The organism is Enterobacter sp. 6722112 (assembly GCF_058661685.1).
The window spans coordinates 1,732,793-1,757,193 of sequence record NZ_JBZWGR010000007.1 but is presented as its reverse complement, the minus strand read 5'-3'; the positions used below and the strand labels follow the sequence as shown (position 1 = coordinate 1,757,193).

Below are 24,401 nucleotides of genomic sequence, written 5' to 3'. Positions count from 1 at the left end.
TACCAGTAAAAGCCTGAGAATGTGATTTAGCGCGCACTAAAGTTTGATAAAACGTTTTATCTTCTCGCCCCATCGAAGTCGTTAAATCTCTTTCTACCATTTAAGGAGTCGTTTTATGACGACGAAAGCAGCACAAAAAATATCGCTGTGGGAGTTTTTCCAGCAACTGGGTAAAACCTTTATGCTGCCCGTGGCGCTTCTCTCTTTTTGCGGGATCATGCTGGGGATCGGCAGCTCGTTAAGCAGCCATGACGTCATTACCCTGATCCCTTTCCTCGGAAATCCGGTACTTCAGGCGATCTTCATCTGGATGAGCAAGGTCGGCTCTTTTGCCTTTAGCTTCCTGCCGGTAATGTTCTGTATCGCCATTCCTCTGGGTCTGGCGCGCGAAAACAAAGGCGTGGCGGCGTTTGCGGGCTTCGTTGGCTATGCGGTCATGAACCTTGCGGTTAACTTCTGGCTGACCGCCAAAGGGATCCTGCCGACGACCGACGCGGCGGTACTGAAAGCCAATAACATTCAGAGCGTGATTGGTATTCAGACCATCGATACCGGGATCCTTGGAGCCGTGATCGCGGGGGTAATTATCTGGATGCTGCACGAGCGCTTCCACAACATCCGCCTGCCCGATGCGCTGGCCTTCTTCGGCGGGACCCGCTTTGTGCCAATCATTACGCTGGTTGTGATGGGTCTGTTTGGTCTGATCATCCCTCTGATTTGGCCGATTTTTGCCATGGGGATCACCGGTATCGGCCGCATTATCAATGGCGCGGGTGATTTCGGCCCGATGATTTTCGGTACGGGTGAACGTCTGCTGCTGCCATTTGGTTTACAGCATATCCTGGTTGCCCTGATCCGCTTTACCGAAGCCGGCGGTACCATGGACGTTTGCGGTCATTCCGTTAGCGGTGCGCTGACCATCTTCCAGGCCCAGCTGAGCTGCCCGACCACTCACGGCTTCTCTGAAAGTGCGACGCGTTTCCTCTCTCAGGGTAAAATGCCTGCCTTCCTCGGCGGCCTGCCGGGCGCAGCGCTGGCGATGTACCACTGTGCCCGTCCGGAAAATCGTCATAAAATTAAAGGTCTGCTGATCTCCGGCGTTATTGCCTGCGTGGTGGGCGGTACGACAGAACCTATCGAGTTCCTGTTCCTGTTCGTAGCGCCGGTACTGTACCTCATCCACGCCGTACTGACGGGCCTGGGCTTTACCGTGATGGCTGTGCTCGGTGTGACCATAGGTAACACCGACGGTAACGTGATTGACTTCGTGGTCTTCGGTATCCTGCACGGTCTGTCCACCAAGTGGTATCTGGTGCCGGTTGTGGCCGCCATCTGGTTCGCGGTTTACTACGGGATCTTCCGCTTCGCCATCACCCGCTTTAACCTGAAAACGCCTGGCCGCGATACCGATACGGCCACCAGCGTTGAACAGGCGGTAGCTGGTACCGTTGGGAAATCCGGATATAACACGCCGGCTATTCTGGCGGCGCTGGGCGGTGCGGATAACATTACCTCTCTGGATAACTGCATCACCCGCCTGCGTTTGTCGGTGGCGGACATGTCCAAAGTGGATACCAACGCACTTAAAGCTAACCGGGCTATCGGCGTGGTACAGTTAAATCAACACAATTTGCAGGTCGTCATTGGCCCGCAGGTACAGTCAGTGAAGGATGAGCTGGCAACCCTGATGCGAACCGTCGAAGCCTGATGCCTCGCCCCCTCGTCATGAGGGGGTTTTACTTTACGGAGCACCGTCATGTTTGATTTTTCAACCGTCGTGGATCGACACGGCACCTGGTGTACCCAGTGGGATTATGTCGCTGACCGTTTTGGCGCTGCCGACCTGCTGCCCTTCACCATCTCTGATATGGATTTCGCCACCGCCCCCTGCATTACCGATGCGCTGCACCAGCGAATAAACCACGGGGTGTTTGGCTACAGTCGCTGGAAAAATGACGAATTTCTGGCCGCCGTGGCGCACTGGTTCCGGCAACGCTTTAACAGTCAGATTGATACCGAAACCGTGGTGTATGGGCCGTCGGTCATTTATATGGTCTCGGAGCTGATCCGCCTCTGGTCCTCGCCTGGCGACGGCGTGGTGGTCCATACCCCGGCTTACGATGCCTTTTATAAAGCCATCGAAGGCAACCAGCGTACCGTTGTTTCCGTGCCGATGCAGAAAACAGCGCATGGCTGGGAGGGCAATATGGCCGCGCTGGAAGCAGCGCTGTCAAAACCGGAAAACAAGGTGCTGCTGCTGTGTAGCCCGCAAAACCCGACCGGCAAAGTCTGGACGCGGGAGGAGCTGAACACAATGGCGGCCCTGTGTGAACGTTATGACGTAGCGGTGATCAGCGACGAAATTCATATGGACATGGTATGGGGCACGCATCGTCATACCCCGTGGAATGAGGTTGCGCGCGATAAATGGGCGCTGCTGACCTCGGGTTCCAAAAGCTTCAATATTCCGGCTCTGACGGGTGCCTGGGGGCTTATCGCCGATGACGCCAGCCGTAGCGCCTATCTGAATGCATTAAAAGGTCGGGACGGACTCTCTTCCCCTTCCGTGCTGGCGCTGACCGCGCACATTGCTGCCTACCGACAGGGAGAACCCTGGCTGGACGCGCTGCGGACCTATCTCGAAGAAAACCTGCGCTACATTGCTGACGAACTGAATAATGCATTTCCGACACTCAACTGGCAACCGCCCGAGGCCACCTATCTGGCATGGATCGATCTCAGCCCGCTTGGCATTGATGACAATACGCTGCAAAACGTGCTGATTGATCAGCAAAAAGTGGCCATCATGCCGGGATATACCTATGGGGATGAAGGTAAAGGCTATGTGCGTCTGAACGCTGGCTGTCCGCGTAGTAAGCTTGAACAGGGCGTTCAACGCCTTATCGCCGGCATCAACACTCTGCTGTAAATCATTTGCGCAACGGAATATTCCCTTGCGCAAATAGCTTTTTACCCCGTTTTGTTTTTATAATATGGCGCACTTTAACCAGCAAAGAGTGCGACCATGATTGATACACGCCTGCCTTTAACTGATATTCACCGCCACCTCGACGGAAACATTCGTGCCCAAACCATTCTCGATCTTGGTCGCCAGTTCAATTTAACCCTCCCTGCCGAAACGCTTGAAACCCTGATCCCGCATGTTCAGGTCACGTCGAACGAACCGGATCTGGTGAGTTTTCTGAGCAAGCTCGACTGGGGCGTGAAGATGCTGGCCTCGGTCGATGCCTGTCGCCGTGTCGCCTTTGAAAACATCGAAGATGCCGCGCGTAACGGCCTGCACTATGTTGAACTGCGTTTCTCCCCGGGCTATATGGCGATGACCCACAACCTCCCCGTAGCGGGCGTGGTTGAAGCGGTCATTGAAGGCGTGCGTGAAGGCTGCAAAACCTTTGACGTTCAGGCGCGTTTGATCGGCATTATGAGCCGTACCTTCGGTGAAGCGGCCTGTCTTCAGGAGCTGGAAGCATTACTGGCGCATCGCGACCAGATCACCGCCATCGACCTGGCCGGTGACGAGCTGGGCTTCCCGGGCAGTCTGTTCCTGTCTCATTTCAACCGCGCACGTGATGCAGGATGGCATATTACCGTTCATGCGGGGGAAGCCGCGGGGCCGGAAAGCATCTGGCAGGCCATTCGTGAACTGGGTGCGGAACGTATAGGTCATGGCGTGAAAGCCATTGAAGATCGCGCGCTGATGGATTTCCTCGCCGAACAACGTATTGGAATCGAATCCTGCCTGACCTCCAATATTCAGACCAGTACAGTGGCGTCGCTGGCGCAACACCCGCTGAAAACCTTCCTCGAGCACGGGGTGCTGGCTTCGCTGAACACGGACGATCCGGCGGTTCAGGGCGTGGATATTATTCACGAATACAACATCGCCGCACCACAGGCCGGGCTGAGCCGCGAGCAGATCCGTCAGGCGCAAATCAACGGGCTGGAGATCGCCTTCCTGACGCCTGAAGAGAAACAGGCGCTGCGCGATAAAGTTGCTCAGTAGTCCTCTTTACTGCCGGGTGGCGCTGCGCTTACCCGGCCTACGAAAGCGTTTGGCACTTATGCCAGACAGAGCGTTGCGCGATGTTTGGCAGATTCGATCCCGAGCTCGATCAGCTCCATAATCTGGATTGCCTGGCTTGCGGGAACCGGATTTTCACCTGAACCGTTCAGCGCGTCACGAATGGCGGCGTAATACGCTGGATAGTTCCCCGGCAGGGTCAATACCGTCTCTTCAACCAGTACCTCACCCTCCGCACGCGTCACCACCCCGTCGCGCATGTCGTAGCCCCAGTCCTCCTGCGGTAAGCGTTCGCCATTTTTGAGGCGCTCTTCCTGCGGATCCAGGCCGAATTTCACATAGCTGCCGCGCGCCCCGTGAATGATATAGCGCGCCGATTCCGCAGCCGCAAGCATCGTCCCGTGCAGCACAATGCGCCGCTGCGGATAACTTAAAATGGCGTGAAAATAGTCGGTAGTCTGCGCGCCTGGCCTGAGCTGCGCTAAATCGACCGTCATGCTCACGGGCAAACCAAACAGATGAACGGCCTGATCGAGAAGATGCGGCGCTAAGTCATACCAGATGCCGCTACCCGGTCCCGCCTGCTCGCGCCAGCGATCTCGCACCTGCGGACGATAACGATCGAAGTGCGACTCAAAAAAGGCAATTTCGCCGAGCGTGCCTTCGTTTATCAGCGCCTTAACCGTCAGGAAATCGCTGTCCCAGCGCCGATTGTGAAAGACCGATAATAACCGACCCAGACTTCGCGCCAGCGCATCCAGCTCGCGCGCCTGTGACAACGTCACGGTGAAGGGCTTATCGACAACAACATGTTTCCCTGCCTCCAGCGCCGCTTTCGCCAGGGGGAAATGAGTGTCGTTAGGAGTAGGAATGACAATAAGGTCAATATTAGGATCGTTAAACAGATGCTTAGGCTCCGTTACCACCGGCACGGCTGGCCAGTCGGCGCGGACCTTAGTCTCATCGCTGCTTGTGATAGCCGCCAGTTCCATTCCCGGCGTGCCGGCAACCAGCGGTGCATGAAAGGTTTTGCTTGCGTACCCGTAGCCAATAAGACCGACGCGGATGTTTTCACTCATCGTTTGCCCCCTCGCTGTGCGCTTATTTATCACTGGCCTTGTGCTTAACGCACACATTAATAATGTGCCCTGTGAGTTAAAATAGCATCTCGCGACAGCGCTTTTTGTTACCTCGCATTAAAGTGTGTATATGGGTTCGGGGAATCGTTCCCAAAGCGCTTGCTCTGGCGAAAAGGGCGCTGTAACATTTGTAATCTGTATTTATGGATAAATTACAAACACAAATTATGTCGTCAATAATTAATCGAATCATTGAATTAGCGGGATGGATTGTCCTTGGAGTTTCAGTCGTGTTGCTCGGCATTGCCAGCCATATCGATAACTACCAGCCGCCGGAGCCTGTTACTGTCGCACAACAAAAGTAAGCCGTGTCGTCATAAAGCGTGACACATTACGTCATGGAACGTATTGCCAGCCGTAATGAACGGGGTTACCCTTCTCTTCCAGGCATCTGCTGATGCCTGAATCTTCGCAAAGAAAACTCCTAATTTCGTCGCGTTACCCGAGTGGACAGTTTACGTCTTTATTAATCCGTTTATTATTCGAACGCATTACCTTTATGGGTATTACCCTTTTATATGGAAACTTATTAACATGACAGTTCAGGACTATTTATTAAAATTTCGCAAGATCAATTCCCTTGAAAGCCTGGAAAAACTGTTTGACCATCTGAACTACACGCTGTCGGATAATCAGGACATCATCAATATGTACCGCGCTGCTGACCATCGTCGCGCCGAACTGGTCTCTGGCGGTCGTCTGTTCAATGTGGGGGAAGTGCCTAAATCCGTATGGCGTTACGTTGTATAAGAAAGTAGCCTTCGGCGTGAAATGTTATATACTCTCCGCCCTGCAAATTTCTGTATAACATTTCGCGCAGACTATGGGAGAGCGTATGACCGCATTGCCTGGAGAGAGAATTGGGGGCTGGTTAATCGCCCCGCTGGCATGGCTGCTGGTGGCATTATTAAGCGCTTCGCTGGCGCTGTTGCTATACACCACCGCACTGGTTACGCCTCATGCTATCCAGACACTGATGTCCCAGAGTGCGCTCAATATTGCAACGTGGTTTGTGTCGTTCGTTTTCGCGATCGCGATGTGGTACTACACGCTGTGGCTGACTATCGCCTTCTTCAAACGCCGCAAAAGCGTGCCGAAACATTACATTATCTGGCTGCTGGTCTCCGTGCTGCTGGCTGTCAAAGCATTCGCTTTTTCGCCAGTATCTGACGCGCTGGCGGTTCGCCAGTTACTGTTTCCGCTACTGGCGACGGCGCTTATGGTCCCTTATTTCAAGCGTTCGACGCGCGTTAAGAAGACCTTTGTCAACCCGTAATAACCTTACAGTTAACCTGTTGTGGCCTGTTGTCGTTTATCCGATAATAGGCGGCTATTTTATTTCAGGCTAAATAATGACCGATTACTTACTGCTCTTTGTCGGAACTGTGCTGGTTAATAACTTCGTACTGGTGAAGTTCCTTGGCCTGTGCCCGTTTATGGGCGTCTCCAAAAAGCTGGAGACGGCAATGGGCATGGGGCTGGCGACCACCTTCGTGATGACGATGGCCTCCATTTGCGCATGGCTGATTGATACCTGGATCCTGATCCCGCTCGACATGCTCTACCTGCGCACCTTGTCCTTTATTCTGGTCATTGCGGTTGTGGTGCAATTTACCGAGATGGTGGTGCGGAAAACCAGCCCTGCCCTGTATCGCCTGCTGGGCATTTTCCTGCCTCTCATCACCACCAACTGCGCGGTGCTGGGCGTGGCGCTGCTCAATATCAACCTTGGGCATAATTTCCTGCAATCGGCGTTGTACGGTTTTTCCGCGGCGGTCGGTTTCTCTTTTGTTATGGTCCTGTTCGCCTCGATTCGCGAGCGTCTGGCCGCGGCGGATATTCCCGCGCCGTTTCGCGGTAACGCCATCGCTCTGGTGACCGCAGGTTTAATGTCTCTGGCCTTTATGGGCTTTAGTGGTCTGGTGAAGTTGTAATGAGTGCTATCTGGATTGCCATCGCGTCCATCAGCGTACTGGGACTCGTCTTTGGCATTATTCTGGGTTATGCCTCCCGCCGGTTTGCGGTGGAGGACGATCCGGTGGTTGAAAAAATTGATGAACTTTTACCGCAGAGCCAGTGCGGGCAGTGCGGCTACCCTGGCTGCCGCCCTTACGCTGAGGCGGTGGGCGTGCAGGGCGAAAAGATCAACCGCTGCGCACCGGGTGGCGAAGCGGTCATGCTTAAAATAGCTGCCCTGCTGAACGTCGATCCCCAGCCTGTCGACGGCGATGAACAGGCCCAGGAGCCCGTTCGTGCCCTTGCTGTCATCGACGAAGCCAACTGCATTGGCTGCACCAAATGTATTCAGGCGTGTCCTGTTGACGCCATTGTGGGCGCAACGCGCGCGATGCACACCGTTGTGGCGGATCTGTGCACCGGCTGTAATCTCTGCGTGGCGCCCTGCCCGACGCAGTGTATAGAACTACGCCCGGTTGAAACGACTACTGAAAGCTGGAAGTGGGACCTTCAGACCATTCCGGTTCGCAATATTCCTGTGGAACAACATGCTTAAGTTATTTTCTGCCTTCAGAAAAGAGAAGATCTGGGATTTCGACGGCGGCATTCATCCGCCTGAGATGAAATCGCAGTCTAACGGCACGCCGCTGCGCCAGATCCCGCTGGCGACCCGTTACGTTATGCCCCTTAAACAGCATATCGGCGCGGAAGGTGAACTGTGCGTGAAAGAAGGCGATAGCGTTCTTCGCGGCCAGCCGCTGACCTTTGGTCGCGGACGGATGTTGCCGATACATGCCCCGACTTCCGGTAAGGTGGTGGCTGTTGCCCCCCATACCGTTGCCCATCCGTCGGCGTTGTCTGAGCTGAGCGTGATCATTGAAGCCGATGGTGAAGACCGCTGGATCGATCGTGACGGCTGGAGCGACTACCGTTCCCACAGCCGTGAAGCGCTGATTGAACGCATTCATCAGTTCGGCGTGGCGGGTCTGGGGGGCGCAGGCTTCCCGACCGGCGCTAAGCTTCACGGCGGCGGCGATAAAATCGAAACGCTGATCATCAACGCCGCCGAGTGCGAACCGTACATCACCGCCGATGACCGTCTGATGCAGGACTGTGCCGCGCAGGTGGTGGAAGGGATTCGCATTCTTGCGCATATTCTGCAACCCCGCGAAGTGCTGATCGGTATTGAGGACAATAAACCGCAGGCCATTTCGATGCTGCGTGCGGTACTGGCGGACAGCCACGATATCGCCCTGCGAGTGATCCCGACCAAATACCCGTCCGGCGGGGCAAAACAGCTGACGCAGATCCTGACCGGCAAACAGGTCCCCCACGGGGGCCGTTCGTCCGACATCGGCGTGCTGATGCAAAACGTGGGAACCGCCTACGCGGTGAAACGTGCGGTGATTGACGGCGAGCCATTGACCGAGCGCGTCGTCACGCTGACCGGTGAGTCCGTCTCCCGTCCCGGCAACGTCTGGGCGCGTCTGGGTACGCCGGTGCGTCATCTGCTGGAACAGGCTGGCTTCTGCCCGGGTAGCGATCAACTGGTCATTATGGGTGGCCCGCTGATGGGCTTTACCCTGCCGTGGCTGGATGTGCCGGTGGTGAAGATTACCAACTGCCTGCTCGCCCCTTCCCCAACGGAGATGGGCGAAACGCAGGAAGAGAAAGGCTGCATACGCTGTAGCGCCTGTGCGGACGCGTGCCCGGCAGATTTACTGCCGCAGCAGTTGTACTGGTACAGCAAAGGCCAGTTGCACGATAAAGCCCAGGCGCATAACCTGGCTGACTGTATTGAATGCGGTGCCTGCGCCTGGGTCTGCCCAAGCAATATTCCGCTGGTGCAATACTTCCGTCAGGAGAAAGCCGAAATCTACGCCATCTCCATGGAAGAAAAACGTGCCGCTGAAGCGAAGGCCCGCTTTGAAGCGCGTCAGGCGCGACTGGAGCGCGAGAAACAAGCCCGTCAGGAACGCCATAAGCAGGCTGCCGTGCAGCCTGCGGCGAAAGATCAGGATGCCATTAACGCAGCCCTGGCCCGCGTGCGCGAGAAGAAAGCCACCGCCGCCCAGACGGTTGTGATCGCTCCGGGAGAAAGACCGGACAACAGCGAAGCGATTGCGGCCCGCGAAGCGCGTAAAGCCGAAGCTCGCGCGCGTCAGGCGGAGAAAGCGCAACACGCCAAACCGGAAGCCGACATCGACCCGCGTAAAGCGGCGGTGGAAGCGGCTATCGCCAGGGCAAAAGCCCGTAAGGCCGGTCAGCAGACAGTGGTGGTTGAACAGGAAGCGACGGATCCGCGCAAGGCGGCCGTTGAAGCCGCTATCGCCCGTGCCAAAGCACGAAAAGCGGCACAGGTTCAGCCTGCCGAAGAGAGTGAAGCGCCTGTCGACCCGCGTAAAGCCGCCGTTGAAGCGGCCATCGCCCGTGCCAAAGCACGAAAAGCGGCACAGGAGGACGAACGGCCTGCGGCCGCCAACGACGATCCACGCAAAGCCGCAGTCGCCGCCGCGATTGCGCGCGTTCAGGCAAAGAAAGCCGCGCAGCAAGCCGTTAACGAGGATTAAATGGTTTTCAGAATTGCAAGTTCCCCTTATACCCATAACCAGCGCCAGACATCGCGTATTATGATGCTGGTGTGCCTGGCCGCGCTGCCAGGTATTGCCGTACAGTGTTGGTTTTTCGGCTGGGGTACGCTTTTCCAGTTAGTTCTGGGTTGCGCCAGTGCCGTCGCAGCGGAAGCAGCGATCCTGAAGCTGCGCAAAATGGAAGTGACTCGCATCCTGAGCGATAACTCCGCCCTGTTGACCGGCCTGTTGCTGGCCATCAGCATTCCCCCGTTCGCCCCGTGGTGGATGGTGGTATTGGGAACGGTGTTTGCGGTGATCATCGCCAAGCAGCTGTACGGCGGGCTGGGCCATAACCCGTTTAACCCGGCGATGATTGGCTACGTGGTACTGCTGATCTCCTTCCCGGTACAGATGACCAGTTGGCTGCCGCCGCATGAGATCGCCGCCACCGTCCCCGGCTTTATGGATGCCCTGCACGTTATCTTTACCGGCCACACCGCGCTGGGCGCAGATATGAACGCGCTTCGCATGGGCGTGGACGGCATCAGCCAGGCCACCCCGCTCGATACCTTCAAAACCTCCCTGCGTGCCGGACACAGCGTGGAGCAGGTGATGAAATCGTCTATTTACAGCGGCGTACTGGCGGGTGCTGGCTGGCAGTGGGTCAATCTGGCCTATTTGTTGGGCGGCGCGTTCCTGCTGCAACAGAAGGCGATCCGCTGGCATATTCCGGTGAGCTTCCTGGTGACGCTGGCCGTCTGCTCGACGCTCGGCTGGGTCATCTCACCTGAGTCACTGGCCAGCCCGCAGCTCCATCTGCTCTCCGGCGCGACCATGCTCGGGGCATTCTTTATTCTGACCGATCCGGTCACCGCGTCTACCACCAACCGAGGACGTCTGATTTTCGGCGCGCTGGCGGGCTTGCTGGTCTGGCTTATTCGGAGCTTTGGCGGTTATCCGGACGGCGTGGCATTTGCCGTGCTGCTGGCTAACATCACCGTTCCGCTCATCGACTACTACACGCGGCCACGCGTGTACGGTCATCGCTAAGGGTCACGCCATGCTAAAAACAATGCAAAAACACGGCGTTACGCTGGCGATCTTCGCTGCCGCCCTCACCGGGCTGACCGCGCTGGTAAATGAACTGACGAAAACTACCATTGCAGAGCAGGCAATGAAGCAGCAAAAGGCGCTGTTCGATCAGGTGATCCCATCCGACCTCTACGATAATGACCTGCAAAAAAGCTGCTTTGTCGTACAGGCTCCGCAGCTCGGTAAAGGACCCCATCGCGTTTATATTGCCCGCAAGGGCGATAATCCCGTGGGTGCCGTCATGGAAGCCACCGCGCCGGACGGTTACTCCGGTGCGATTCAGCTGCTGGTTGGCAGCGATTTTTCCGGCACCGTGCTGGGCACGCGCGTGACGGAACATCACGAAACGCCGGGCCTTGGCGACAAAATTGAAACACGCTTAAGCGACTGGATCTTATACTTCGCCGGAAAGATGATTCATGGCGAAGACGATCCTGCTTTCGCGGTGAAAAAAGATGGCGGCGAGTTTGACCAGTTCACGGGCGCCACGATTACCCCGCGCGCGGTGGTCAACGCCGTCAAGCGCGCCGGGCTGTATGCCGAAACGCTGCCCGCGCAGATCAATCATCTTTCCACCTGTGAGGAGTGACCATGAGCCAGGTTAAAGAGGTTATCGTCCAGGGTCTCTGGAAGAACAACTCCGCGCTGGTACAGCTGCTGGGGCTGTGTCCGCTGCTGGCGGTGACGTCTACCGCCACCAACGCGCTCGGGCTGGGGCTGGCGACCACGCTGGTGCTGACCCTGACTAACTTTTCCATTTCAGTTTTGCGCCGCTGGACGCCGTCGGAAATCCGTATTCCGATCTATGTCATGATCATTGCGTCGGTGGTCAGCGTGGTGCAAATGCTGATTAACGCCTACGCATTTGGCCTGTACCAGTCGCTCGGGATTTTCATTCCGCTTATCGTGACTAACTGTATTGTCGTAGGCCGCGCTGAAGCCTTTGCGGTGAAAAACAATCCGGCCATATCCGCGCTGGATGGTTTTTCCATCGGCATGGGCGCGACTGCCGCCATGTTCGTCCTCGGCTCTCTGCGTGAAATTTTGGGCAACGGTACGCTCTTCGACGGTGCGGACGCGCTGCTTGGCGGCTGGGCGAAGTCGCTGCGTATTGAGGTGTTCCATACGGACACTCCGTTCCTGCTGGCCATGCTGCCGCCTGGCGCCTTCATTGGCCTTGGGATGATGCTGGCGTTAAAATACCTGATTGATGAAAAACGTAAACGCCGCGCCGCTGAGCGCAGCGTACAGGAAGGGATCCCCGAGAAAGCAGTATGAATAAAGAGAAACGCATTGCGATCCTGACGCGCCTGCGCGATGAGAATCCTCATCCAACGACAGAGCTGAATTTTAACTCGCCGTTTGAACTGTTGATCGCGGTGCTGCTCTCTGCACAGGCGACGGACGTGAGCGTCAACAAAGCCACGGCCCTGCTCTACCCTGTCGCCAATACGCCGCAGGCCATGCTGGAGCTGGGCGTTGAAGGTGTGAAATCCTATATCAAGACCATTGGCCTGTTTAACAGCAAGGCCGAAAACGTCATTAAGACCTGCCGGATCCTGCTGGAGCAGCACGGCGGCGAAGTCCCGGAAGACCGCGCTGCGCTGGAAGCGTTGCCGGGCGTCGGGCGTAAAACGGCAAATGTGGTGCTGAACACGGCGTTTGGCTGGCCGACCATCGCCGTGGATACCCATATCTTTCGCGTCTCTAACCGCACCCGGTTCGCGCCGGGTAAAAACGTGGAAGAGGTGGAAGAGAAGCTGTTAAAAGTGGTCCCTGCGGAATTTAAGGTGGACTGCCACCACTGGCTGATCCTGCACGGACGGTATACCTGTATTGCCCGTAAGCCACGCTGCGGTTCCTGCATTATCGAAGATCTCTGCGAATACAAAGAAAAAGTCTATCCCTGAGCGTAAACCACCTTACTTCTTACCTGTTCAAGCCCTTAAAATTAACAAGGGCTCTGATATCTTCCCGATTGACCATAAATTGCCCTCTCTTTCTCCTTTACGCATTGTCGATTCTTCGGTCATTTAACACTCAAACAGGTTAATAGTTTTTTCATCACCAAAAATTTCTATACATCTGTGATCGCGATCACTCTGATAACCTGATGTTGGATTTTTGTTGTTAAAACCCGCCCACCCCCTTTGTCAGACAAGATTTCATCGATTCCACACCGCACATAAGACCAGTCATTTTTCAGAATATGGGCTATATCACTGCCAATCACCCAAAATAGCAGAACATATCGCCATACAGCCGTTGAACAGGGTCGTTTACAGTGAAAAAAACCATCAATTTTGAACGGATGAGATTTAACGCTGTATAACATTTGCATGAACCGATGATTATACCGCCAGAGTTATATGTAACAGATTATTACAAACGTATTGCCAGATGGGGCTGGATAGTGAACATTACCCGCCGTTTCCCCTCCCAATATAACTATAAAGCGGATGGACTACGGTCATCACGCTATGAACACCCCCGTTAATATGGGATGTAAAAAAAGAGGTATATGTGTCTACTGCAAACAATAAACCAACAGATGAGAGCGTAAGTCTTAACGCTTTCAAACAGCCTAAAGCGTTCTATCTCATTTTCTCGATCGAATTATGGGAACGTTTTGGCTACTACGGCCTGCAAGGGATCATGGCGGTTTACCTGGTTAAACAGCTGGGTATGTCTGAAGCTGATTCCATCACGCTGTTCTCTTCCTTCAGCGCCCTGGTGTATGGCCTGGTCGCTATCGGCGGCTGGTTAGGCGATAAAGTTCTCGGTACTAAACGAGTCATTATGCTGGGCGCCGTTGTTCTGGCGATTGGCTATGGGCTGGTTGCCTGGTCCGGGCACGATGCAGGTGTGGTTTACATGGGCATGGCTACCATCGCGGTAGGTAACGGCCTCTTCAAGGCGAACCCGTCTTCCCTGCTCTCTACCTGCTACAGCAAAGATGACCCACGTCTGGACGGTGCATTTACCATGTACTACATGTCCATCAACATCGGTTCCTTCTTCTCTATGCTGGCAACCCCATGGCTGGCCGCAAAATTCGGCTGGAGCGTAGCGTTTGCGCTGAGCTTCGTGGGTATGCTGATCACCGTTGTGAACTTCCTGTTCTGCCGTAGCTGGGTTAAAGACTATGGTTCAAAACCAGACTTCGAACCCGTGCACATGGGCAAACTGCTGGCAACCATCGTCGGCATCGTGATCCTTGCCGCTGTCGCCACCTGGCTGCTGCACAACCAGGGCGTTGCACGTGCCGTACTGGGCGTGGTTGCGCTGGGTATCGTGTTTATCTTCGCGAAAGAAGCCTTTGCGATGCAGGGTGCGGCACGTCGTAAGATGATTGTGGCGTTCATCCTGATGCTGGAAGCGATCATCTTCTTCGTTCTGTACAGCCAGATGCCAACGTCTCTGAACTTCTTCGCTATCCGCAACGTTGAGCACTCCATCCTTGGTATCGCGTTCGAGCCGGAGCAATATCAGGCCCTGAACCCGTTCTGGATCATGATTGGTAGCCCGATTCTGGCCGCTATCTATAACAAGATGGGCGACCGTCTGCCTATGCCGCACAAGTTCGCTATCGGTATGGTGCTGTGCTCTGGCGCGTTCCTGGTGCTGCCGCTGGGGACGAAATTCGCGACCGACGCGGGTATCGTGTCTGTTAACTGGCTGATCCTGAGCTATGCGCTGCAATCCATCGGTGAACTGATGATCTCCGGTCTGGGCCTGGCGATGGTTGCGCAGCTGGTCCCTCAGCGTCTGATGGGCTTCATCATGGGTAGCTGGTTCCTGACCACCGCTGGCGCGGCTATCATCGCAGGTAAGATTGCGAACCTGATGGCGGTACCAGACAACGTTACCGACCCGCTGGTTTCCCTGAATGTCTACGGCACCGTGTTCATGCAAATTGGTATCGCGACCGCCGTGATTGCCGTGCTGATGCTGCTGACCGCACCTAAACTGAATCGTATGACGCAGGACGACGACAAATCCGCTAAAGCGATCAAAACCGCGAACGCGTAATGTCATCGGGAAACGACTGAACAGAAGCCGCTAATTGATTAGCGGCTTTTTTTTTATCCGAACGCGCACTAACATAGCTGGAACCTCAGCAAAAAGGAGTTACCGATGAAACTGTTCTATAAACCGGGCGCCTGCTCTCTTGCTTCCCATATTACGCTTCGCGAGAGCGGTAAAGATTTCACGCTGGACGGCGTTGACCTGATGAAAAAGCGTCTGGAAAACGGGGATGACTTTTTTGCGATTAACCCAAAAGGCCAGGTTCCGGCCCTGCTGCTGGATGATGGCACCCTGCTGACCGAAGGGGTGGCGATTATGCAATTCCTGGCGGACAACGTACCGGATCGTCAGCTCCTTGCCCCCACCGGCAGCATTGCGCGTTATAAAACGCTGGAGTGGCTGAACTATATTGCCACCGAACTGCACAAAGGCTTTACGCCCCTGTTCCGCCCGGACACGCCGGAAGAGTACAAACCTACCGTGCGCGCGCTGCTGGAGAAAAAGTTGCAGTACGTTAACGACGCGCTGAAAGACGACCAGTGGATCTGTGGCTCGCGTTTCACCATCGCCGATGCCTATCTGTTTACCGTTCTGCGCTGGGCGCGCGCGGTTAAGCTGAACATGGAAGGATTAGACCATGTCGCATCGTATATGACGCGCGTGGCGGAGCGTCCTGCGGTGGCAGCGGCGCTGAAAGCGGAAGGGTTGAATTAACCGAGCGGCCTGGATTGCCGGGTGGCGCTGACGCTTACCCGGCCTATAAATTCCGTAGGCCCGTGCAAGCGCAGCGGCGCCGGGCGTTTTCTAAAGCTGCGTTGCGCTAAAATAGTGCTCCGGCTTCGCGATGCGATCCTGCGCCGCGACGACCTGGAGCTCATATTCCTGCATCGTCTTCGTCGCAATCATGATTTCATAAACGGCTGCGGTGACGTGCTCCAGCGCATCGCGCAGGCTCGCGCCCTGCAATAGCTTCACCAGCAGCAAACCGCTGGTCACATCCCCGACCCCGACAGGCTGACGTGCACCGAAATCCACCAGCGGTCGACTGATATGCCAGGCTTCATCCTTCGTCACCAGCAGCATTTCAAAACGGTCCTGGCTCAACCCTGCGCGTGCCAGGTGCTTAACCAGCACAATCTCTGGCCCCTAGGCGATCAGCTCACGAGAGGCGCTTACAGCCTCTTCTACGCTGTTGACCGGATGCTCGCACAGGATCTCAAGTTCAATCAGGTTGGGGGCAATAATATCGCTGGCGGGCAATGCATGACGGACATGAAACTCCGCAACGCCCGGCGCTACGATGCAGCCTTTTTCCGGATGTCCCATCACCGGATCGCAGAAATATTTCGCCGCGGGGTTTGCCGCTTTCACCTGGCGCACAATGCCGAGGATATGTTCCCCCTGCTCCGCCGAACCCAGATAGCCGCTCAGTACGGCATCGCAGCGTTTAAGCTGGTCGATATCCGCAATCCCCTGAACGATTTCCGTCAGATGCGACGGCGGCATTACGCAGCCGGTCCATTTACCGTACTGGGTGTGATTCGAGAACTGGACGGTATTGAGGGGCCAGACGTTAACGCCGAGGCGGCGCATCGGGAATTCCGCAGCGCTGTTGCCAGCATGTCCAAACACAACGTGGGACTGAATGGCGAGGATGTTCTTCATGTTGTACTTACCAAACCCTGTCAAAACAAAAGGGGCGTGGTTTCCCACGCCCCTGCATACTTTTAATTACTTCCAGCAGACCAGGCAGTAATTTTTCTTACCGCGACGCAGCAGCGTGTAGCGACCATAGAGACGGTCGTTCTCGGTAAAGGTGTATTCCGGATCGGCCTGTTTTTCGCCATTAATGGTGATCGCGTTAGAGGCGATGGTTTTACGCGCCTGACCGCGAGACGGCTGGAGCTCGGAGTCCACCAGCGCCTGCATCAGATCGGCGCCTTTTTCCATCTCAACCATCGGCACGCCATCCTGCGCCAGCTGTTCGAAATCCGCTTCGCTTAAATCGCTCAGGGTTCCGTTGAACAGGCTAGCCGTAATGCGCTTCGCCGCCGCCAGACCTTCTTCGCCGTGAACCAGTTTAGTCACTTCGTCCGCCAGCACGTACTGGGCGCGTGGTGCTTTACCGCTGTTCTTGTCTTCTTCTTCCAGCGCATTGATTTCTTCGATATCCATAAAGGTGAAGAACTTCAGGAAGCGATAAACGTCGGCATCCGCCGTGTTGATCCAGAACTGGTAGAACTTGTACGGGCTGGTTTTCTTCGGATCCAGCCATACCGCGCCGCCTTCGGTCTTACCGAACTTGGTACCGTCGGCTTTGGTGATCAACGGCACGGTCAGACCAAACACCTGATTCTGGTGGAGGCGACGGGTCAGATCGATACCGGAGGTGATGTTACCCCACTGGTCGGAACCGCCAATTTGCAGAGAGACGCCGTGCAGTTTGTTCAGGCAGGCGAAGTCATACCCCTGCAACAGGTTATAGGAGAACTCCGTGAAAGAGATACCCTGATCGTCACGGTTAAGACGCTGCTTTACTGCTTCTTTGTTAATCATCTGGTTAACAGAGAAGTGTTTGCCGATGTCACGCAGGAACGTCAGCACGTTCATGCCACCAAACCAGTCGTAGTTGTTCGCCGCAATCGCAGAGTTGTCACCGCAGTCGAAATCCAGGAACGGTGCAACCTGTTTACGGATCTTATCCACCCACTCCTGCACGGTGTCTTCGGTGTTCAGCTTACGCTCAGCGGCTTTGAAACTTGGGTCGCCAATCAGACCGGTCGCGCCGCCAACCAGTGCGACAGGCTTATGGCCGGCCATCTGGAAGCGTTTCAGGCATAACAATGGAACAAGATGCCCCAAATGCAAGCTGTCAGCGGTGGGATCGAAGCCGCAATAGAGCGCGATCGGGCCTTGCGCCAGTCGCTCTGCTAACGCTTCCTCGTCCGTCACCTGGGCCACGAGGCCCCGCTCTTGCAATTGTTTAATCAAGTTACTGCTTGCCATCAAATTCTCCATGTATAAACGACTGCACCTTTGCCGGTACACGACTTTTCGCCTGATGCGAAAGGACCATAGAATAAAGCGCCAGCGCGGTGTGCGCTAGCGCTTAAATCAACAAATTTTGGGGATTACGGGGCCAGTCTGTCGATTTTCCAGCCACCGTTGTCGCGCTGGTATAAAAAGCGGTCGTGCAGGCGGTGTTCACCGCCCTGCCAGAATTCCATCTGCTCAATGGGGATGCGGAACCCGCCCCAGAAACTCGGCAGCGGTACTTCACCCTGCTGAAACTTCTGTTTGAGTTCGAGGAATTTACTTTCCAGCACACCGCGGGCTGAGATTCGGCTGGACTGTTTAGAGACCCAGGCGCCGATCTGACTGTCGCGCGGGCGACTGTGGAAATATTTTACCACTTCGAGCGTAGAGAGGCGCTCCGCCTTGCCGGTGACCATCACCTGGCGCTCCAGCATATGCCACGGGAAGAGCAGGCTAATACGCGGATTATTTTCAAGGTGATGCGCTTTACGACTGCCAAGATTGGTGTAGAACACCAGCCCTTTCTCGTCATAATGCTTGAGAAGAACGATGCGTTGATACGGCTGACCATTTTCATCAACCGTGGCAACGACCATTGCCGTCGGGTCAGCCAGTTTCGCTTCGCAGGCCTGCTTCAGCCAGCGTTCAAAAAGCACCAGCGGTTCGGCGGGAAGATCCTGGCGGCGCAGACCGCCTTTGGTGTATTCACGGCGCAGATGCGCAATTTGCTGTAGTTCGTCGTTATCTGACATGGCGTTAGCTGAAAGTGAGATTGGGTGGCGCTATTGTGCGCGCCCCCTTCAAAAATCTCAACGCTTCGGATTTTCAAGCTGACAATTGTTCAGCACAATGCGGTCACGCTTGTAGACGGTGGCGCTGTCGCCTTTCGACCAGAAGACGTAGATCCCGTCTGAGTAGCGCGCACCGGAGGCCGACATTCCCTGCTTCAGCGTTAACAACTTATTGTCATAAACAAAGCTGGCTTCCTGATGCGGGTTGTTCAGCTTCACCGTCAGCGGTTTTTCATCACAACGATATTCCAGCGTATCGGTTTGCATACGCTCAACGAACTGGTTATAGACGCTGCATCCGGTCATAAGAAAAGGTACAGCAATGAGAAGAAGTTTTTTCATGGGCAGATTCCGAAGACTATCCTGGTCCTGGAGGGCCTAACCGCCCTCCTGTTTTTCCCTATTTTACGGGTTACGCCTCCCGCTGAATTTCAGTTAACTCTGATTATGGCGCGGGTTTGCGGGGAAAATGGCCCCAAGGACGCTCGCCTCCCGCGCACCGGTTACGGAGGGTAAATTCCCCGGCAGACCGGCAACCGTACGCCAGGCAAGCCAGGCGAAGGCCAGCGCTTCCATATCGTCTCCGCTGATCCCGGCTTCATCAGTGGTCGTGACTTCGGTGCCTGGCAGCAAGGCGGCGAGGCGTGCCATCACCAGCGGGTTGCGGCTTCCGCCTCCGCATACCAGCAAGCGCTCACATCCGCCGCTCAGCAACACCTGTTCAGAAATCGATACCGCGGTGAGCTCCGTCAGCGTAGCCTGCACATCCTGAGGCGCAAGGCCGGGGAAGCGCGCCAGCTGACGTTCAAGCCAGCCGTAGTTGAAATATTCCCGCCCCGTGCTTTTCGGCGCGGGCAGAGCAAAGAAAGGATCGCTTAACAGGGTTTGCAGCAAGGGAAGGATCACTTTCCCCTGGCTGGCCCACTGCGCGTCTTTGTCGTAGGCTTTGCCGCTCTGACGCCAGATCCAGGCATCCATCAGCATATTACCGGGTCCGGTATCGTACCCCCGCACGGGCTGCCCGGGAATAAGCATCGACAGGTTGGCGATCCCGCCGATGTTCAGGACCATCCTGCGCTCTACCGGGTGCGCCAGCAGCGCCTGATGAAATGCCGGAACCAGCGGCGCCCCCTGCCCGCCGAGGGCCATATCGCGACGACGGAAATCACCCACCACCGTCACGCCGGTTTTTGCCACAATCTGGTTGTTATCGCCAATTTGCATCGTGTGCGGCGCCTCGCCGACAGGTTCATGCCAGACGGTCTGCCCATGGCAACCTATTGCCACGATATCCTGCGGGTGGAGTCTTTCCTGCTGCATCAGGGCCAGTACCGCCTCAGCAAACAGCGCCCCCAGACGCACATCCAGTTGGCCCAGTTGGGAAAGCGTCAGCTGTTGTCCCTGGCAGATGTTCAGGATCTCTTCTTTTAACGAGACAGGAATAGGCCAGGTCAGGCTTGCCTGCTGCGCCACCATGTTTTCATCAATGGCGGCCAGAACGACATCCACACCGTCAAGACTGGTACCAGACATCACACCGATATAGCGACCCGATTTCATGCGCTTTCCTTACGTTACATGGGCTAAGTGCAAACACTCCATCATAAATAACGCGGCTTTGCTATGCGGTGATAATATTTTTTAACAATCTCAGACCTGTAGCACAGACGGTTTTTGTTTATGTCCCGTTAAGCCCTGCTGAAGTAAAATGATCTTGACCCTCCATCTCCGAACAGCTTTTGTATCTTAAGTTAACGATGTCCGCTGCCGCCGGTATTCCCTCGGGGAGTGATATCCCAGCGCGCTGTGCGGGTGGTTTTCATTGTAATGCGTGAACGCTACTGCAAGGTTTCGCAGTGCTGTTCTCACATCCGGTTTTGGCATGAACGCGATATAGTCTTCTTTCATCGTTTTCACGAACCGTTCGGCCATGCCATTACTCTGCGGGCTGCTCACCGCTGTTGTGCAGGGCTCCAGATTCAGCTCTCTCGCGAACCTCCGCGTTTCATACGCGGTATACGCTGAACCGTTATCCGTCAGCCACTGCACCGCTGTGTCGGGCAACCTGTCGCCGAAGCGCTTTTCCACCGACCTCAGCATCACATCCTGCACGGTCGAACTGTCATAGCCTCCCGTGCTTGCTGCCCAGTCTATGGCCTCACGGTCGCAGCAGTCCAGCGCGAACGTTACCCGCAGTTTTTCGCCGTTGTCGCAGCCGAACTCGAAGCCATCTGAACACCAGCGCATATCGCTTTCTGCCACCGCTATCTTGCCCTTATGTTCACGCTTCGGTCGCTCTGGTTTGTGATGCAACAACAACAGGTTATGCTCGCTCATTATCCTGTAAAGCCGTTTGGCATTCACAGGTGGCTGTCCCTCTGTGCGACGTTGCTTGCGCAGGATGCCCCACACGCGTCGATAACCATAACTCGGCATATCGCTGATAATGTTGAGGATAGCCGACAGTATTTCTGCGTCTGCTTCTTCATTACGCCGGTTACAGCGCCTGTCCTGCCAGTCGGCAGAACGGTTAATCCGCAGTGACAGTTGCGCACGCGACACGCCCATGGTCCGGCTGACCATGGCTATTCCCCGTCCTTTGGCAACAAGGGCGCGTGCGCTATCCATTTTCGCGACTGACCGTACTCCACGGCTTCTTTCAGGATCTCAACTTCCATCGTTTTCTTGCCCAGAAGGCGCTGAAGCTCCCGGACCTGCTTCAGAGCAGCAGTAAGCTCAGAAGCAGGAACGACTTCCTCTCCAGCCGCAACGGCGGTGAGGCTGCCTTCCTGATATTGCTTCTTCCACTTAAACAGCAGGCTGGGCTGGATACCATGCAGGCGGGCGACATGGGAGACATTCATACCCGGCTCCATCGTCTGCTGGATAATGGCGATCTTCTCCTGAGGAGTTTTACGTTTACGGACTTCTTGCCCTAACAGGATCCCGGTCATCTCAAAATTGGCGTTAGTGTTAGACATATATTCAAGCCTATCTCTTATCTGGAGATACAGCTACTGTCCGGTGTTTCAGGGGGCTACATCACCCTGCTGAAGTAAAATTTATCTATTCGGCATGCAAAGATATGAACTGTGGTCAGGAATGCCATATAATTTAGCCATAACGGATGCCCCAACCGGGCGTTTTTTGGTGAACAGGAGAGTCAAATGATTTTACGTGTACTGGGCGTTTCGCTGATTGGTTTAACACTGGCGGGTTGTGTGAATGACAGTTCACTCTCCGGCGACGTATATAGTGCTTCTGAAGCTAAACAGGTACAGAACGTGACATACGGTACTATCGTTAATGCCCGTCCTGTTCAGATTCAGGGTGGCGATGACACGAACGTGGTGGGCGCAATCGGTGGTGCTGTGCTGGGTGGTTTCCTGGGTAATACCATTGGCGGCGGCACCGGACGTTCTCTGGCTACCGCAGCGGGCGCAGTTGCAGGCGGCGTAGCGGGTCAGGGCGTTCAGGGCGCGATGAACAAAACTCAGGGCGTTGAGCTGGAAATCCGTAAAGACGATGGCAGCACCATTATGGTTGTGCAGAAACAGGGTAACACCCGCTTCTCTGCTGGCCAGCGTGTTGTACTGGCAAGCAACGGCAGCCAGGTTACCGTCTCCCCGCGCTAATATCCTGATGGATGTGGTCTGTTCAGACCGCATCCATTTAACAAAATCATCGTTTCCAACAATATATTTGCACAATACATTCACACGGTGAATTATTCATTTCATCTGTTCTTGTCCGTGCGCAAAGTATTTTTTATTTCCCTCACTTAGACTCTTCGCAATCTCTTTTCTTTTTTAATTTTTAAATTCTCTATGCTTGCGATCTGTCGATTTGTAAAGAACCGCTTTGTGGCCTTCGCGCTTGGATGCATTGTTATCATTGCCGTATTACAAGCTTTTTTTATAAAACTTGTTGAATGGGTTCCTTCGTTTTCACCTTTGTTTTTCCCTACGCTGACGATATTTCTTCTGGTGTTTCATCTGTTTATTGCCTGTTTTATGGCAATGAAATACTGGTGCGACAGAAGGCGATTATATCTTGTTCCCATTGCCCTGGCCTTTGCCGGCTCAGCGTTATTGATGGTGGGGACTCTGTCCAGCTTCCCGGCCTGGCTTGATCTCTATCAGTTCAACGTGGCGAACTATAATGACGCCATGATTTTCTATATGTTCCGCCACTTTTTAATGGCGGTGCTGATAATCATCTCGGCATTGCTGTATACCCTGCGTACGTCCGCTCTCTCACGAAGCACCCACATCGGTATCGTTGTCGGCGCCTCGCTCTTTACGGGCAGTATGCTTGGGCTGGCATTGTTCTATTCCAGCCATTCAACCCTGCTCACACTGGACCTGGTAGACAATGAAACCCGACAGTTTATGGTTCTCTGGAGCCAGGCGATTAATATCATTTTGATCGTCCTGTGGGTAGTAACGTTAATCACCCTGATGGCCATTACCCGCGTGAGGAATTTGTTTTGGGTCGGCGGCAATTTTTTATGCGTCTGTTATATCGTCACCCTGCTCATGCTATTGTTAGGCGGACACGCTGAAGATATTTCATGGTACCGGGCACGGTTATTCGAAACTGTCGCTACATTAATCATTATCTTCATCTTACTTTCCGATGTATTTAATTTGTATCGTGACTCGCATGTAAAATATCAGGAGTCTTATCAAAACTCGATCCGCGATCCCCTCACCCGTCTGTATAATCGTAGCTATTTCTATGATTCATTAAACCACGCGCTGAGTACAGCAACCCTGGCGCACCCGGTATCGGTGATCGTGAGCGATCTTGACCGTTTCAAACGCATTAACGACTGCTACGGCCATTTGCAGGGGGATAAGGTTTTACAGTTTGTCTCAAACCTGTTGACCGATTCAGTGCGACCGCAGGATATCGCAGCGCGGATCGGCGGCGAAGAATTTGTGCTCATGCTGACAAATACCCCTTCCGATCTTGCGCAACAGGTTGCCGAACGCATACGTCTCAAATTGAGCGGTTTCGACAACGTTAGCAGCGGCGGTTATCTCCCGGAACCGATAACTATCAGTATGGGGGTATTCACCGCCACCTCGCCGGAGACCAGCGCTGAAACCTGTGTGGAAAGCGCGGATAAAGCCATGTACGAGGCAAAAGAGACGGGCCGCAACCGGGTGGTGGTGTTCAGAACATGACAGAGGCCTTGCACGAGCAAGGCCTGTAAACAACGTCAGTCGCGCGACTGTAAATCGTGGATGTTTTGCTCAAGACGGGCGATGAGTCCGATCAGCATTTCCAGCTCAGCGGGGGAAATACCGGCCAGGATCTCCCCTCGCGTTTTACTGATGACGGTTTCCATCTCAGTGATAATCGGGGCCGCTTTTTCCGTCAATTTGATCCGCTTGGCGCGACGGTCGCTGGCGCAGGTTTGTCGGGAGATGAGTCCCTTCTCTTCCAGCTGGTCAAGGGTACGCACCAGAGACGGCTGCTCAATTCCAATCGCTTTTGCCAGTTGGATCTGTGACTGATCGGGCGGGAGCTGATGAATGTTATGCAGCGTAACCCAGTGCGTCTGCGTAAGTTCCAGAGGTTTCAGGCGATGGTCAATCAGAGCACGCCAGATGCGTACCAACCTTGCCAGATCAGAACCTAATGGCGATTCCAATTTCATCTCCTTATAATTAGCTTGCTAAGTGATTATAGTGATTTTAGAATAGTTTGCAGTATTTGTATTGCCAAAACAAAT

At 54.8% G+C, this 24,401-nt stretch carries 24 protein-coding genes and 1 pseudogene; 17 read left to right on the top strand and 8 right to left on the bottom strand.

Going from position 1 to position 24,401, the window contains the following annotated elements; translation table 11 throughout:
* Nucleotides 1–115 precede the first annotated feature (115 nt).
* The 3 genes from malX to add all read left to right on the top strand — a co-directional run bounded on the left by malX (nucleotide 116) and on the right by add (nucleotide 4,024).
* The gene (malX, locus tag AC4OVU_RS09975; RefSeq protein ID WP_491928670.1) at nucleotides 116–1,708 is read left to right on the top strand and encodes a maltose/glucose-specific PTS transporter subunit IIBC; all 1,593 of its coding nucleotides are present in this window, start codon (nucleotides 116–118) and stop codon (nucleotides 1,706–1,708) included.
* A 48-nt stretch (nucleotides 1,709–1,756) separates the two neighbouring features.
* Complete coding sequence (locus AC4OVU_RS09970; RefSeq protein ID WP_491928669.1) at nucleotides 1,757–2,929, top strand: MalY/PatB family protein; 1,173 nt, start codon at nucleotides 1,757–1,759, stop codon at nucleotides 2,927–2,929.
* 96 nt (nucleotides 2,930–3,025) lie between these two features.
* The gene (add, locus tag AC4OVU_RS09965) at nucleotides 3,026–4,024 is read left to right on the top strand and encodes an adenosine deaminase (RefSeq protein ID WP_015570661.1); all 999 of its coding nucleotides are present in this window, start codon (nucleotides 3,026–3,028) and stop codon (nucleotides 4,022–4,024) included.
* A gap of 56 nt (nucleotides 4,025–4,080) precedes the next feature.
* On the opposite strand, the gene AC4OVU_RS09960 is transcribed toward add, so the two are convergent.
* Nucleotides 4,081–5,121, bottom strand: coding sequence for an oxidoreductase (locus tag AC4OVU_RS09960; protein WP_017693546.1), 1,041 nt, complete (start codon nucleotides 5,119–5,121; stop codon nucleotides 4,081–4,083).
* A gap of 239 nt (nucleotides 5,122–5,360) precedes the next feature.
* On the opposite strand from AC4OVU_RS09960, the gene blr reads away from it, so the two are divergent.
* From blr to gstA, 12 genes are all read left to right on the top strand, one after another.
* Entirely contained in the window at nucleotides 5,361–5,486 is a 126-nt protein-coding gene (blr, locus tag AC4OVU_RS09955) for a division septum protein Blr (protein ID WP_151884424.1), read from the top strand.
* Between the two features lie 229 nt (nucleotides 5,487–5,715).
* Nucleotides 5,716–5,931: a transcription modulator YdgT gene (gene ydgT, locus AC4OVU_RS09950; protein WP_000217941.1), complete on the top strand. Its 216-nt coding sequence runs from the start codon at nucleotides 5,716–5,718 to the stop codon at nucleotides 5,929–5,931.
* Nucleotides 5,932–6,016: 85 nt separating this feature from the next.
* Nucleotides 6,017–6,457, top strand: a complete 441-nt coding sequence (locus AC4OVU_RS09945; RefSeq protein ID WP_045338785.1) for a DUF2569 domain-containing protein — start codon at nucleotides 6,017–6,019, stop codon at nucleotides 6,455–6,457.
* A 76-nt stretch (nucleotides 6,458–6,533) separates the two neighbouring features.
* Nucleotides 6,534–7,115, top strand: a complete 582-nt coding sequence (gene rsxA / locus AC4OVU_RS09940; protein ID WP_000133206.1) for an electron transport complex subunit RsxA — start codon at nucleotides 6,534–6,536, stop codon at nucleotides 7,113–7,115.
* The gene (gene rsxB, locus AC4OVU_RS09935; RefSeq protein WP_015570664.1) at nucleotides 7,115–7,693 is read left to right on the top strand and encodes an electron transport complex subunit RsxB; all 579 of its coding nucleotides are present in this window, start codon (nucleotides 7,115–7,117) and stop codon (nucleotides 7,691–7,693) included. Before rsxA ends, rsxB begins: the two co-directional genes overlap by 1 nt.
* Nucleotides 7,686–9,707, top strand: coding sequence for an electron transport complex subunit RsxC (gene rsxC / locus AC4OVU_RS09930; RefSeq protein ID WP_110292376.1), 2,022 nt, complete (start codon nucleotides 7,686–7,688; stop codon nucleotides 9,705–9,707). The genes rsxB and rsxC overlap by 8 nt, the downstream gene beginning before the upstream one ends.
* A complete protein-coding gene (rsxD, locus tag AC4OVU_RS09925; RefSeq protein ID WP_015570666.1) occupies nucleotides 9,708–10,760 on the top strand; it encodes an electron transport complex subunit RsxD in 1,053 nt (350 codons plus the stop codon).
* A 10-nt stretch (nucleotides 10,761–10,770) separates the two neighbouring features.
* Entirely contained in the window at nucleotides 10,771–11,391 is a 621-nt protein-coding gene (gene rsxG, locus AC4OVU_RS09920; RefSeq protein WP_110292375.1) for an electron transport complex subunit RsxG, read from the top strand.
* Between the two features lie 2 nt (nucleotides 11,392–11,393).
* A complete protein-coding gene (locus AC4OVU_RS09915) occupies nucleotides 11,394–12,080 on the top strand; it encodes an electron transport complex subunit E (RefSeq protein WP_003857592.1) in 687 nt (228 codons plus the stop codon).
* On the top strand, nucleotides 12,077–12,712 hold the full coding sequence (gene nth, locus AC4OVU_RS09910; protein ID WP_015570668.1) for an endonuclease III: 636 nt from the start codon (nucleotides 12,077–12,079) through the stop codon (nucleotides 12,710–12,712). Before AC4OVU_RS09915 ends, nth begins: the two co-directional genes overlap by 4 nt.
* Before the next feature lie 613 nt (nucleotides 12,713–13,325).
* Complete coding sequence (gene dtpA, locus AC4OVU_RS09905) at nucleotides 13,326–14,834, top strand: dipeptide/tripeptide permease DtpA (RefSeq protein ID WP_017693548.1); 1,509 nt, start codon at nucleotides 13,326–13,328, stop codon at nucleotides 14,832–14,834.
* Nucleotides 14,835–14,939: 105 nt separating this feature from the next.
* Nucleotides 14,940–15,545, top strand: a complete 606-nt coding sequence (gstA, locus tag AC4OVU_RS09900; RefSeq protein ID WP_003857598.1) for a glutathione transferase GstA — start codon at nucleotides 14,940–14,942, stop codon at nucleotides 15,543–15,545.
* Between the two features lie 90 nt (nucleotides 15,546–15,635).
* On the opposite strand, the pseudogene pdxY reads toward gstA, so the two are convergent.
* From pdxY to AC4OVU_RS09870, 6 genes and pseudogenes are all read right to left on the bottom strand, one after another.
* Nucleotides 15,636–16,496: pseudogene (pdxY, locus tag AC4OVU_RS09895) on the bottom strand (pyridoxal kinase PdxY).
* A 66-nt stretch (nucleotides 16,497–16,562) separates the two neighbouring features.
* Nucleotides 16,563–17,837 (bottom strand): tyrosine--tRNA ligase, encoded by a 1,275-nt coding sequence (gene tyrS / locus AC4OVU_RS09890; RefSeq protein WP_017384594.1) that lies wholly within the window; start codon nucleotides 17,835–17,837, stop codon nucleotides 16,563–16,565.
* A gap of 125 nt (nucleotides 17,838–17,962) precedes the next feature.
* A complete protein-coding gene (pdxH, locus tag AC4OVU_RS09885) occupies nucleotides 17,963–18,619 on the bottom strand; it encodes a pyridoxamine 5'-phosphate oxidase (protein WP_003857601.1) in 657 nt (218 codons plus the stop codon).
* A gap of 57 nt (nucleotides 18,620–18,676) precedes the next feature.
* Entirely contained in the window at nucleotides 18,677–19,000 is a 324-nt protein-coding gene (gene mliC / locus AC4OVU_RS09880; RefSeq protein WP_015570672.1) for a C-type lysozyme inhibitor, read from the bottom strand.
* 93 nt (nucleotides 19,001–19,093) lie between these two features.
* Complete coding sequence (gene anmK / locus AC4OVU_RS09875; protein ID WP_015570673.1) at nucleotides 19,094–20,218, bottom strand: anhydro-N-acetylmuramic acid kinase; 1,125 nt, start codon at nucleotides 20,216–20,218, stop codon at nucleotides 19,094–19,096.
* A 186-nt stretch (nucleotides 20,219–20,404) separates the two neighbouring features.
* A protein-coding gene (locus tag AC4OVU_RS09870) for an IS3 family transposase (protein WP_089617520.1) occupies nucleotides 20,405–21,612 on the bottom strand; the annotation gives its coding sequence in 2 pieces (ribosomal slippage) (nucleotides 20,405–21,291 and nucleotides 21,291–21,612; 1,209 coding nt in all).
* A gap of 213 nt (nucleotides 21,613–21,825) precedes the next feature.
* Between AC4OVU_RS09870 and slyB the strand changes: the two genes are divergently transcribed.
* Both slyB and AC4OVU_RS09860 read left to right on the top strand, forming a co-directional pair.
* Nucleotides 21,826–22,293, top strand: coding sequence for an outer membrane lipoprotein SlyB (gene slyB / locus AC4OVU_RS09865; protein ID WP_003857604.1), 468 nt, complete (start codon nucleotides 21,826–21,828; stop codon nucleotides 22,291–22,293).
* A gap of 192 nt (nucleotides 22,294–22,485) precedes the next feature.
* On the top strand, nucleotides 22,486–23,850 hold the full coding sequence (locus AC4OVU_RS09860) for a sensor domain-containing diguanylate cyclase (protein ID WP_023303565.1): 1,365 nt from the start codon (nucleotides 22,486–22,488) through the stop codon (nucleotides 23,848–23,850).
* 35 nt (nucleotides 23,851–23,885) lie between these two features.
* Here the strand turns inward: AC4OVU_RS09860 and slyA are convergent, their stop codons facing one another.
* Nucleotides 23,886–24,326: a transcriptional regulator SlyA gene (slyA, locus tag AC4OVU_RS09855; RefSeq protein WP_006808997.1), complete on the bottom strand. Its 441-nt coding sequence runs from the start codon at nucleotides 24,324–24,326 to the stop codon at nucleotides 23,886–23,888.
* Between the last annotated feature and the right edge of the window lie 75 nt (nucleotides 24,327–24,401).

Excerpts from the sequence above, each read along its gene's own strand:
- malX (WP_491928670.1), top strand. The coding sequence starts at position 116 with ATGACGACGAAAGCAGCACAAAAAATATCGCTGTGGGAGTTTTTCCAG.
- AC4OVU_RS09970 (WP_491928669.1), top strand. The coding sequence starts at position 1,757 with ATGTTTGATTTTTCAACCGTCGTGGATCGACACGGCACCTGGTGTACC.
- add (WP_015570661.1), top strand. The coding sequence starts at position 3,026 with ATGATTGATACACGCCTGCCTTTAACTGATATTCACCGCCACCTCGAC.
- AC4OVU_RS09960 (WP_017693546.1), bottom strand. The coding sequence starts at position 5,121 with ATGAGTGAAAACATCCGCGTCGGTCTTATTGGCTACGGGTACGCAAGC.
- ydgT (WP_000217941.1), top strand. The coding sequence starts at position 5,716 with ATGACAGTTCAGGACTATTTATTAAAATTTCGCAAGATCAATTCCCTT.
- AC4OVU_RS09945 (WP_045338785.1), top strand. The coding sequence starts at position 6,017 with ATGACCGCATTGCCTGGAGAGAGAATTGGGGGCTGGTTAATCGCCCCG.
- rsxA (WP_000133206.1), top strand. The coding sequence starts at position 6,534 with ATGACCGATTACTTACTGCTCTTTGTCGGAACTGTGCTGGTTAATAAC.
- rsxB (WP_015570664.1), top strand. The coding sequence starts at position 7,115 with ATGAGTGCTATCTGGATTGCCATCGCGTCCATCAGCGTACTGGGACTC.
- rsxC (WP_110292376.1), top strand. The coding sequence starts at position 7,686 with ATGCTTAAGTTATTTTCTGCCTTCAGAAAAGAGAAGATCTGGGATTTC.
- rsxD (WP_015570666.1), top strand. The coding sequence starts at position 9,708 with ATGGTTTTCAGAATTGCAAGTTCCCCTTATACCCATAACCAGCGCCAG.
- rsxG (WP_110292375.1), top strand. The coding sequence starts at position 10,771 with ATGCTAAAAACAATGCAAAAACACGGCGTTACGCTGGCGATCTTCGCT.
- AC4OVU_RS09915 (WP_003857592.1), top strand. The coding sequence starts at position 11,394 with ATGAGCCAGGTTAAAGAGGTTATCGTCCAGGGTCTCTGGAAGAACAAC.
- nth (WP_015570668.1), top strand. The coding sequence starts at position 12,077 with ATGAATAAAGAGAAACGCATTGCGATCCTGACGCGCCTGCGCGATGAG.
- gstA (WP_003857598.1), top strand. The coding sequence starts at position 14,940 with ATGAAACTGTTCTATAAACCGGGCGCCTGCTCTCTTGCTTCCCATATT.
- tyrS (WP_017384594.1), bottom strand. The coding sequence starts at position 17,837 with ATGGCAAGCAGTAACTTGATTAAACAATTGCAAGAGCGGGGCCTCGTG.
- pdxH (WP_003857601.1), bottom strand. The coding sequence starts at position 18,619 with ATGTCAGATAACGACGAACTACAGCAAATTGCGCATCTGCGCCGTGAA.
- mliC (WP_015570672.1), bottom strand. The coding sequence starts at position 19,000 with ATGAAAAAACTTCTTCTCATTGCTGTACCTTTTCTTATGACCGGATGC.
- anmK (WP_015570673.1), bottom strand. The coding sequence starts at position 20,218 with ATGAAATCGGGTCGCTATATCGGTGTGATGTCTGGTACCAGTCTTGAC.
- slyB (WP_003857604.1), top strand. The coding sequence starts at position 21,826 with ATGATTTTACGTGTACTGGGCGTTTCGCTGATTGGTTTAACACTGGCG.
- AC4OVU_RS09860 (WP_023303565.1), top strand. The coding sequence starts at position 22,486 with ATGCTTGCGATCTGTCGATTTGTAAAGAACCGCTTTGTGGCCTTCGCG.
- slyA (WP_006808997.1), bottom strand. The coding sequence starts at position 24,326 with ATGAAATTGGAATCGCCATTAGGTTCTGATCTGGCAAGGTTGGTACGC.